This window comes from Streptomyces wedmorensis, from assembly GCF_000716445.1.
GTDB classification, from domain to species: Bacteria; Actinomycetota; Actinomycetes; order Streptomycetales; family Streptomycetaceae; genus Streptomyces; species Streptomyces wedmorensis.
Window position 1 is genome coordinate 116,434 of record NZ_JNWK01000044.1, and the last position, 9,836, is coordinate 126,269.

At 70.8% G+C, this 9,836-nt stretch carries 7 protein-coding genes and 1 pseudogene; 1 reads left to right on the plus strand and 7 read right to left on the minus strand.

Annotated elements, in window-relative coordinates:
• The first annotated feature begins 196 nt into the window (after window positions 1-196).
• Window positions 197-1,813, plus strand: coding sequence for a beta-N-acetylhexosaminidase (locus OO54_RS29620; protein ID WP_033208414.1), 1,617 nt, complete (start codon window positions 197-199; stop codon window positions 1,811-1,813).
• A 96-nt stretch (window positions 1,814-1,909) separates the two neighbouring features.
• On the opposite strand, the gene OO54_RS29625 is transcribed toward OO54_RS29620, so the two are convergent.
• The 7 genes and pseudogenes from OO54_RS29625 to OO54_RS29655 all read right to left on the minus strand — a co-directional run.
• Window positions 1,910-3,130 (minus strand): FG-GAP-like repeat-containing protein, encoded by a 1,221-nt coding sequence (locus OO54_RS29625; RefSeq protein WP_033208417.1) that lies wholly within the window; start codon window positions 3,128-3,130, stop codon window positions 1,910-1,912.
• 155 nt (window positions 3,131-3,285) lie between these two features.
• Window positions 3,286-5,064 carry an IucA/IucC family protein gene (locus tag OO54_RS29630; RefSeq protein ID WP_033208418.1) on the minus strand — a complete coding sequence of 593 codons (1,779 nt, stop codon included), beginning with the start codon at window positions 5,062-5,064 and terminating at the stop codon, window positions 3,286-3,288.
• Window positions 5,061-5,591, minus strand: coding sequence for a GNAT family N-acetyltransferase (locus OO54_RS29635; protein ID WP_017237158.1), 531 nt, complete (start codon window positions 5,589-5,591; stop codon window positions 5,061-5,063). Before OO54_RS29635 ends, OO54_RS29630 begins: the two co-directional genes overlap by 4 nt.
• On the minus strand, window positions 5,588-6,871 hold the full coding sequence (locus OO54_RS29640; RefSeq protein WP_033208420.1) for a lysine N(6)-hydroxylase/L-ornithine N(5)-oxygenase family protein: 1,284 nt from the start codon (window positions 6,869-6,871) through the stop codon (window positions 5,588-5,590). The genes OO54_RS29635 and OO54_RS29640 overlap by 4 nt, the downstream gene beginning before the upstream one ends.
• Window positions 6,858-8,297: a pyridoxal phosphate-dependent decarboxylase family protein gene (locus tag OO54_RS29645; protein WP_017237160.1), complete on the minus strand. Its 1,440-nt coding sequence runs from the start codon at window positions 8,295-8,297 to the stop codon at window positions 6,858-6,860. The genes OO54_RS29640 and OO54_RS29645 overlap by 14 nt, the downstream gene beginning before the upstream one ends.
• A 149-nt stretch (window positions 8,298-8,446) precedes the next feature.
• Window positions 8,447-9,295: a siderophore-interacting protein gene (locus tag OO54_RS29650; RefSeq protein WP_033208455.1), complete on the minus strand. Its 849-nt coding sequence runs from the start codon at window positions 9,293-9,295 to the stop codon at window positions 8,447-8,449.
• Between the two features lie 192 nt (window positions 9,296-9,487).
• A pseudogene (locus tag OO54_RS29655) lies at window positions 9,488-9,836 on the minus strand (FG-GAP-like repeat-containing protein); the annotation flags it as partial.

The following is a 9,836-nucleotide window of genomic DNA, read 5'->3' on the forward strand; positions in this document are numbered from 1 at the left end:
TCGATATTGAGGGGTTCCCCGGGCGGAACGCAAGAATCCTGCCCGAAATCGGGCAGGGGTGCCGCGATTGCCGACCGGAAATGGCTTATTGGTCCAGACCTCGACGGAATGTGAGGGGGGCGGTACGCAAGGTGACAGAGCGGATATACAGACAGATACATACGGACGCGCCGATCGCCCGAAGGGGAGCTTGCCCGTGACACAGCGCCGAAGGATTCCACGACTGATCGGTTCCCTCCTCCTCGTCGCGTCCGCCGGCGTCGCCTGCGGCGAGGCCTCCGCGGACACCCGGACCGCAGCCGCCGAACCCGAGGTCCGCCCGCTCGGCCGGATCGTCCCCGTCCCCGCCTCCGTCGCCCCCGGCGGCGAGCCGTACACCCTCACCCGCGCCACCCGCATCGGCGTCGACGGCACCTCCCCCGAGCCCAGGGCCGTCGGCCGCTACCTCGCCGGGCTGCTCCGCCCCGCCACCGGCTTCCCGCTCCCCGTCGTCGACGACGCCGCCGCCCCGGGCGGCATCCGGCTCCGGCTCAGCCCCGACGACACCGCGCTCGGCGACGAGGGCTACCGGCTCACCTCGGGCCCCGACGGCGTCACCCTCACCGCCCACGAGCCCGCCGGCCTCTTCCGCGGCGTCCAGACCCTGCGCCAGCAGCTGCCCTCCGCCGTCGAGCGCACGACCCGCCAGGCCGGCCCCTGGAAGATCGCGGGCGGCACCGTCACCGATTCCCCCCGCTACGCCTACCGGGGCGCGATGCTCGACGTCTCCCGCCACTTCTTCACCGTCGACGAGGTGAAGCGGTACATCGACCAGCTCGCCCTCTACAAGATCAACACCCTCCATCTGCACCTCTCCGACGACCAGGGCTGGCGCATCGCCGTCGACTCCTGGCCGCGCCTCACCGCCCACGGCGGCTCCACCGAGGTCGGCGGCGGCCCCGGCGGCTTCTACACCAAGGACCAGTACGAGGAGATCGTCCGGTACGCCGCCTCCCGCTACCAGGAGGTCGTCCCCGAGATCGACATGCCGGGCCACACCAACGCCGCCCTCGCCTCCTACGCCGAACTCAACTGCGACGGCGTCGCCCCGCCCCTCTACACCGGCATCAAGGTCGGCTTCAGCAGCCTCTGCGCGACCAAGCCCGTCACGTACGACTTCGTCGACGACGTGATCCGCGAGATCGCCGCCCTCACCCCCGGCCGCTACATCCACATCGGCGGCGACGAGGCCCGCTCCACCAGCCACGCCGACTACGCCGCCTTCATGGACCGGGTGCAGCCCGTCGTCGCCCGGCACGGCAAGACCGTCATCGGCTGGCACCAGCTCACCGGCGCCACCCCCGCCCCCGGCGCCCTCGTCCAGTACTGGGGCCTCGACCGCACCCCCGCCGCCGAGAAGGACCGGGTCGCCGAGGCCGCGCGCGGCGGCACCGGACTGATCCTCTCGCCCGCCGACCGCACCTACCTCGACATCAAGTACACCCATGACACCCCCCTCGGCCTCACCTGGGCCGGGACGGTGGAGGTCCAGCGGTCGTACGACTGGGACCCGGCGACCTACTTCCCGGGCGTCCCGGAGACCGCCGTCCGCGGCGTCGAGGCCCCCCTCTGGACCGAGACCCTCGCCACCCCCGCCGACCTCGACGTCATGGCCTTCCCCCGCCTCCCCGGCATCGCCGAACTCGGCTGGTCCCCGGCGTCCACCCACGACTGGGACAGCTACAAGCTGCGCCTCGCGGAACAGGCCCCCCGCTTCGACGCCCTCGGCATCGCCTACCACCGCTCCCCGCAGGTGCCCTGGCCGGCGGAGTAGCACACCCACCGAAACGGAACGCCCGGCCGGGGGAGACCCGGCCGGGCGTTCCGCTTCGGTGCGGCGGTCGGACGGGGCCGTCTCCCCGCCGGTGGGTCAGAAGGCGCCGTTGAGGCCCCACCACTCGCCGTCGGTCGTATCGCCGGCCGCGAAGGCGCCGGTGCCGAGGCCGCGGTAGGCGACCAGCCACCCCGGGTTCCCCCGGGAACCGCCGAGGACGTAGTCGCTGTTGGTGACGGTCGAGAGATCGGGGCGGCCGTCGCCGGTGGTGTCACCGACCGCGAGGAACGTGTCCATCGCGTTCCAGCCGCCGGTTCCGATCAGCTTGCGGGTTCCGAGGCCACCCGAAGCGGTCCCCGGGTAGGACCAGAGCCTGCCCGTGGACCTCTCCCGGGCGATCACGTCCACGCGGCCGTCGCCGTTCGTGTCGCCGGGGCCGACCAGGGCGTTCATGGCGTTCCAGCCGCCGGTTCCGAGCAGCTTGCGGGCCCCGAGACCACCGGAGGCGGTGCCGGGGTAGAGCCAGAGCTTGCCCGTGGCCTTCTCGACGGTCAGCACGTCGGGGCGGCCGTCCCGGGACAGGTCCCCGACGCCGGCGATCCGGCCCATGGCGTTCCAGCCGCCCGACCCGATGAGCTTGCGCGTGCCGAGCCCGCCCGTCCCCGCGCCGGTGTACAGCCACAGCCTGCCGGTCGAGCCCTCGCGGGCGAGGACGTCCTCGCGGCCGTCGCCGGTGAAGTCACCGTGGCGCACGAAGGCGTTCATGGCGTTCCAGCCGCCGGAGCCGACCAGTCGGCCCGAGCCGTCGCCGGGCAGGAACCACAGCCGCCCCACCAGGTCCCGGGCGAGGACATCGGCCCTGCGGTCACGGTTCAGGTCGCCGAAGCCGGCCGCCGTGGGCGATGCCACCGCCTTCCACGAGGGGTAGGCGGGTCGGGAGCACTCGCGTTCCGTCCGGACGAACTTCAGCGAGGCGATCGTGGTCATCGGTCCCGTGGTCCAGGAGCCGTTGACTGCCGGATCCTCCGACCAGTAGCCGTCGTACCACCTGTACTCCGGGGACTCGTACAGACAGGTGTACAGCGACGTCCGGTTGATGTACGAGCCGAACCGGGTGCCCCACGAACCCATCGTGGCCATGTTCGTCTTCGTCTTGAGCATCGACCCCTTCGCGTCCTCCTGCGTCCAGGCGCAGAAGTAGCCCGCCGGGCAGTCCGACACGGCGGCCTGGGCCGGCGCCGCGGTGCCGACGGCGACGCCGCCCAGGGTCGCGAGGCCCAGCAGTGACGCCAGACCGCGCTTGATCATCGTGCGCATGTGTTCCCCTTTCGTCAGGTGAGACCAACGACCTTCCGGAAGGTTGTACGAGCGGGAACGCGCCCACCCGCGTCGGGCGGGCGTGGAACAGATGTGAGCCCCGGCGGAGGACCGTACTCCGGCGGGGCTCACATCGGTCTTCGGACCTGGGGAGGTCAGGCGAAGCGGGCGATCGGGTTCACCAGGTCGCCGACGAGCTGGAGGGCCGCCGACGGGTCCGCCAGGTCGACCATCTGCTTGTTGTTGCGCAGCTGGAGGCGGTTGAGCGCGGAGAGGGCGAAGGTCTCCGCGAACATGTCGTACTGCGCGAAGCGGTCCGAGAGCTCCGGCTTGGAGGCCTGGTAGGCGTGCACGCAGTCCGCGACGGCGCGCCAGAACGAGTCCTCGTCGAGGACGCCCTCCGCGGCCAGGGTCGCGCCCAGGAAGCGGAAGAAGCAGTCGAAGACGTCGGTGAAGACCGAGAGGAGCTTCATGTCCTCGGGGATCTCGGCACGGACGCGCTCGACGGCCGGCGGCAGCACCGCCGCCGGGTCCATGACGACGATCTCCTCGGCGATGTCCTTGAAGATCGCGCGGGAGACCGTGCCGTTCTCGTCGAGGACGAGGATGACGTTCTCGCCGTGCGGCATGAAGGCCAGGTCGTAGGCGTAGAAGCTGTGCAGGACCGGCAGGAGGTAGGCGTCCAGGTAGCGGCGCAGCCAGACGGCCGCCTCCAGGCCCGACTCCTTGATCAGGGCGCCCGCGAAGGACGCGCCCGCGTGGTCCACGTGGAGGAGCGAGGCCATCGTGGCGAGGCGCTCGCCCTCGGCGAGGGACGGGACCGGCGACTCGCGCCAGAGGGCGGCGAGCATCTTGCGGTACGGGGAGTAGCGGTCGGTGGCGGCCTCGTACTCGAGGTGCCGGTAGCCGACGGCGGCGCGCTCGCGGATGATCGAGAAGCGGGCCGCGGCGAAGACGGAGTCGGACTCGATCAGCTGGTGCAGCCAGTCGTTGATGGCCGGGGTGGCCTCCATGTAGGCGGCCGAGAGGCCGCGCATGAAGCCCATGTTCAGGACGGACAGGGCCGTCTTGACGTAGTGCTTGGCCGGGTCCGAGGTGTTGAAGAAGGTACGGATGGACTGCTGGGCCAGGTAGCTGTCGTCGCCCTCGCCCAGGTACACCAGGCGCTGCTGGGCGACCTCGGCGGCGAAGGTGACGGACAGCTTGTTCCACCACTGCCACGGGTGGCAGGGCATGAGGAGGTAGTCGGCCGGGTCGAGCCCGCGGCCGGCGAGGGTCGCGGCGAAGCCGTCCACCGCCGCGTCGCCGAGCTCGGCACGGACGAAGGCGTCGTACTCGATGTCCGCGCCGGCGGTGAAGGTGGCGCGGTCGCGGCGGGCGGCCAGCCAGATCAGGTGGAGGGGGCTCGCGGCCTCGGGGGCGTACGCGCGGAACTCGTCGACGCCGAAGCCGAGCCGGCCGTTGTTGGCGACGAAGCAGGGGTGGCCCTCGGTCATGCCGGTCTCGATGGCCTGGAAGCCGGCGTGGGCGAGCTCGGCGGCGGTGACGGGCGGCTTGGTCGCCTTGTAGGCCGTGCCGGCCAGGGTGGAGGAGATCTCCTCCAGGTAGACCGGGAGGATCTCGTCGCTGAGGCCGAGGGAGCCGCGGAGCTCGGTGATGAAGACGAGCGCGTCGAGCGGGAGCTGCTCGTCGCCGCGGTGGCGGCTGATCGACTCGGGGTAGACCTGCCAGTGGTCGAGGGCGAACCGGTCGGCGGTGAAGCGGTACTCGGTCGTGCCGTCGTCGCTGAGCACCTGGTAGCGGCTCTCGCCCAGCTCCTGCGGGTTGAGCAGCCGCTCGTGGGCGAACTCGGCCAGGCCCTTGCGGATCAGCGCGCGGTTGGCGGCGGCCCAGCGCTCGGGGGTGAGGTGGGCGACGGGGTCGGTGAGGGTCATGCCGCCACCGCCACGGCCGCCTCGAACTGCGCGCGGGTGCAGAAGCTCAGCAGGGCCTTCTTCTCCGGCTTCTGGATCTCGCGCTCGGGCACGAAGCCGACGGCCTCGTTGAGCGCGTGGACGGCCTTGTTGGAGACGTCGGGCTCGACGACGACCCGCTCGGTCGCCGGGTCGGCGAACAGCTCCGCCATCACGGCGGTGATCACCCGGCGGGTGAAGCCGTGCACGGGGGTGTCGGTGGGCGCGACGAGGAAGTGCATGCCGACGTCGCCCGGGAGCGGGTCGTAGAGGCCGACCAGTTCGAGGTGCGCGGGGTCGTACCGCTCCATCAGGAAGGCCGGCTCGCCGTCGATCAGGCCGATGAAGGCGTCGTGGTGCGGGTGGGCGGTGATCGCCGCGTACTCGCGCTCGACGTCCTCGGGCGTCGCGCCCTGCATCATCCAGAAGGAGGCTTTGGGGTGGGTGACCCAGGGATGGATCAGCCGGGCGTCCTTCGACGGGTCGAAGGGGCGTATCTGGACGGTCATGCGGCGAACTCCTGGAAAGCGATGGACTTCTCGACGGGGTAGTACTCGTATCCCAGCATCGCGCCGATGATGTACGCGTTGCGGTACGCCCCCATGCCGAGGTCGGGCGAGGTGATCGAGTGGGTGTGCACGCCGGCGTTCTGCAGGAAGACCCCGCGGCCCGTGGTGTCGATCGCGTAGTTGCGGGCCACGTCGAAGCGGCCCTGGCCGTCCCAGTTGAGGCGGTCGCGAACCGGTTCGAGGAAGGCCGGGACGGCGTACTTGTACCCGGTGGCGAGGATCAGGCCCTCGGTCTCCACGGTGAAGTCCTTCTCCTGCTCCTCCTGGCGGAAGCCGAGCGTGTACGTGCCGGAGGCGTCGTCGTACGCGGCGGTGTGCAGCGCGGAGTTGGTGAGGAGCCGGGTGGGGACGGGGCCGTTCAGGTTCTTCTGGTAGAGCAGGTCGAAGATGGCGTCGATCAGCTCGCCGTCGATGCCCTTGAAGAGGCCCTTCTGCTGGGTCTCCAGGCGGTAGCGGGTCTGCTCGGGCAGCGCGTGGAAGTAGTCCACGTACTCCGGGGAGGTCATCTCCAGGGTGAGCTTGGTGTACTCGAGCGGGAAGAAGCGCGGGGAGCGGGTCACCCAGTTGAGCCGGTAGCCGTGGACGTCGATCTCCGACAGGAGGTCGTAGTAGATCTCGGCGGCGCTCTGGCCGCTGCCGACCAGGGTGATGGACTTCTTCTTCTGGAGCGCCTCCTTGTTCGGGAGGTACCGCGAGTTGTGGATCAGGTCGCCGCCGAGGTCCGCGCAGGTCTCGGGGACGTACGCGGGGGTGCCGGTGCCGAGGACCAGCCGGTGCGAGCGGAACGTTTCGCCGGCCTCGGTGGAGACGACGTACACCTGGTCGGCCTCGTCGAAGGTCACCGTCTCGACGGTCGTCGAGAAGCGGACCGAGGAGAGCTTCCCGGCGGCCCAGCGGCAGTAGTCGTTGTACTCGGTCCGCAGCGGGTAGAAGTTCTCGCGGATGTAGAACGAGTACAGCCGGCCCTTCTCCTTCAGGTAGTTGAGGAAGGAGTACGGCGAGGTCGGGTCGGCCATCGTGACCAGGTCCGACATGAACGGGGTCTGGAGGTGGGCGCCTTCGAGGAACATCCCCGAGTGCCACTCGAAGTCCGGCTTGGACTCCAGGAAGAGGCCGTTCAGCTCGTCGATCGGCTCGGCCAGGCAGGCGAGTCCGAGGTTGAACGGACCGAGCCCGATGCCGATGAAGTCGTGGATCTCAGCCGTCTCAGGCGTGGACAAGGTTCTCTCCCAGGTACTGCTCGGCGTGGCCGGCGATCAGATCGAGGACGGCGGCGATGTCGGCCGCGGTGGTCTCGGGGTTGAGCAGGGTGAACTTGAGGTACTGGCGGCCGTCGACCTTCGTGCCGGCGACGACGGCCTCGCCCGAGGCGAAGAGGGCCTTGCGGGCGTGGAGGTTGGCCCGGTCGACTTCCTCGGGGGAGGTGGCGGCCTCGGGGACGTAGCGGTAGACGAGGGTGGAGAGCTGCGGCTCGACCACGACGTCGTAGCGGGGGTCGGCGGCGAGCAGGGCGTGGCCCTCCCGGGCCAGGTCGCACACCTCGTCGAAGAGCTCGCCGACGCCGTCGGCGCCCATCACGCGCAGCGTCATCCACAGCTTGAGCGCGTCGAACCGGCGGGTCGTCTGGAGGGACTTGTCGACCTGGTTCGGTATCTGCTCGGCGACCGTGCGCCGCGGGTTCAGGTAGTCCGCGTGGTAGGTCGCGTGGCGCAGGGTGGCGCCGTCGCGGACCAGGACGGCGGAGGAACTCACGGGCTGGAAGAAGGACTTGTGGTAGTCGACGGTGACCGAGTCGGCCCGCTCGATGCCGTCGAGGAGGTGGCGGCGGGTCCGGGAGGCGAGCAGGCCGCAGCCGTAGGCCGCGTCCACGTGCATCCAGGCGCCGTACTCCTCGGCGAGGGCGGCGATCTCGGGCAGCGGGTCGATGGAGCCGAAGTCGGTGGTGCCGGCGGTGGCGACGATCGCCATCGGGACGAGGCCCTCGGCGCGGCAGGCCTCCAGCTCGGCGGCGAGGACGACGGACTGCATCCGCTTGTTCCCGTCGACGGGGACGGAGACGACGGCGTCGCGGCCCAGGCCGAGGAGGGTCGCGGACTTCTGGACGCTGAAGTGGCTGCACTCGGAGGAGAAGATCCGGAGCTTCGACAGGTCGTCCGTCTTGGCCTCCTCGCGGGCCAGCAGCAGCGCCTGGAGGTTGGACTGCGTGCCGCCGCTGGTGAAGACGCCGTCGGCGGCCGGGCCGAGGCCGATCCGGCCGGTGGTCCAGTCGATCAGCTTGCGCTCGATGAGGGTGCCGCCGGCGCTCTGGTCCCAGGTGTCGAGCGAGGAGTTGACGGCCGAGAGGACGGCCTCGCCGAGGACGGCGGGGATGACCACCGGGCAGTTGAGGTGGCCCAGGTAGCGGGGGTGGTGGAAGTAGACGGCGTCGCGGAGGTACACGTCCTCCAGCTCGTCGAGCGCGGCCGAGGCGTCCCCGAGCGGCCGGTCGAGGTCGACGGCGTCGATGACGGGCGCGAGCTCGGCGGGCGTCACACCGGTGAAGGGGCCTCGCGTCGCGGCGAGTTTGCTCGCCACCCGCTCGACTCCTTCGGTGACGGAGCGCCGGTAGCTCTCCGCCGTGGTGTCGTTGAGCAGGTGGGAGCGCATGTGGGGGCCCTTTCGGGAGGGAACGCCGGGAATGCCTGGATCGCCGAGCGATCAACAGTAGTTAGGTTAGCCTAACCTAATTTTACAGCGCAATGGCCCCCCGGTCCCGAAGGATCGGAGGGCCGTCGCGCAAAGCGCCCGAAGGGCCGTCAGGCGTCTTCCTGCGTCTCGTCCGGGACCTCGCGCAGCGCGTCCTCGGACAGCCCCTTGCGCCAGTAGCCGACGAACGTCACCCGGCGGCGGTCCAGTTCGCGCTCCCGGACGAAGTGCCGGCGCAGCGCCTTGACCGAACCGGACTCGCCCGCGATCCAGACGTACGGGGACTCGCCGGGCAGTTCCGCCCCGCGCACCGCGTCCACGGCGGAGGGCGCCCCCTCCTCCCGTACGAGCCAGGTGACGGTGGCGTCCGCCTCCGTCGCCAGCTCCATGCGGTCGCCGGAGTACGGCACCTCCAGGAACACCTGTGCGCGGGTCTCGGCCGGCAGCCACTCCAGGATCGCCGAGGCCGCCGGAAGGGCCGTCTCGTCCGCCCAGATCAGCACGGAGTCGGCGTCCTCGGGCAGCCGGAACCGGACGCCCGTGTTGTCCGCGACCGCCGGGCCCAGCACGACCACCCGGTCACCGGGCTTGGCGCGCCCGGCCCAGCGGCAGGCCGGTCCGCCGTCCTCGTGGATGGCGAAGTCGATGTCGATCTCGTGGGGTTCGGTGCGCTGCTCCCGCACGGTGTACGAGCGCATCACGGCCCGCTCGTCGTCCGGCATCGCCCGCCAGGCCCCGAGGATCGCGTACATGTCCGGGTCGTCCAGCGGCGGCAGGGCGGGCGCCTCCTGTCCCGGGTGCGGCAGGAAGAGCGACAGCGACTGGTCGCGGCCCCCGGCGGCGAAGCCCTTCAGGTCCTCTCCCGTGAAGGTGACGCGGACCAGGGACGGCCCGAGCCGTCGCGTCCGGTCGACCTGGAGGGCGAAGAACTGGAAGGGGGCCTTCTCGGCGTTCGTCATGGGGCAGGACACCTTCTGGGTGGCTCGGGCGTTGCGGGGCACGGCGAAGTCGCCTCCGTGCGGGCCGGGTCGGCCCGGGCAGATCAAAGATAGGTTAGCCTAACCTCATTCTGATCGACAGGGTGGGGGCCGTACACGACTGTGAGGCCCGCCACCTGGGGGTGGCGGGCCTCGCGGGCGTCGTCCGGGTGCTCAGACGAGGTCGCTGGAGAACCAGTTCCAGCTGCCGAAGGTCGTGCTGTCCCACGGCTTCACCGGGTCGGCGAAGCCGGTGCCCGTGCTGGTGAACTTCCACAGGCCGGTGCGGTTGGTGCCGTCCGCCTGCCGGCCGTAGTTGTAGAGGACGCCCACGTCGGCCCTGCCGTCGCCGTCGAAGTCGCCGGCCGTCACCTTGCTCGCGGCCGCGTTCCAGCTGCCCGTGCCCGAATCCCACTTCTTGGACGGGTTGGTGAAGTCGGTGCCGGTGCTGGTGAGGGTCCACAGCGCCGAGACGTTGCGGCTGTCCTCGGTCTGGCCGTTGTCGTAGAGGATGCCGACGTCC

Coding starts and splice junctions, on each gene's coding strand:
- OO54_RS29625 (WP_033208417.1), bottom strand. CDS start 3,130: ATGCGCACGATGATCAAGCGCGGTCTGGCGTCACTGCTGGGCCTCGCG.
- OO54_RS29630 (WP_033208418.1), bottom strand. CDS start 5,064: ATGACCCTCACCGACCCCGTCGCCCACCTCACCCCCGAGCGCTGGGCC.
- OO54_RS29635 (WP_017237158.1), bottom strand. CDS start 5,591: ATGACCGTCCAGATACGCCCCTTCGACCCGTCGAAGGACGCCCGGCTG.
- OO54_RS29645 (WP_017237160.1), bottom strand. CDS start 8,297: ATGCGCTCCCACCTGCTCAACGACACCACGGCGGAGAGCTACCGGCGC.
- OO54_RS29650 (WP_033208455.1), bottom strand. CDS start 9,295: ATGACGAACGCCGAGAAGGCCCCCTTCCAGTTCTTCGCCCTCCAGGTC.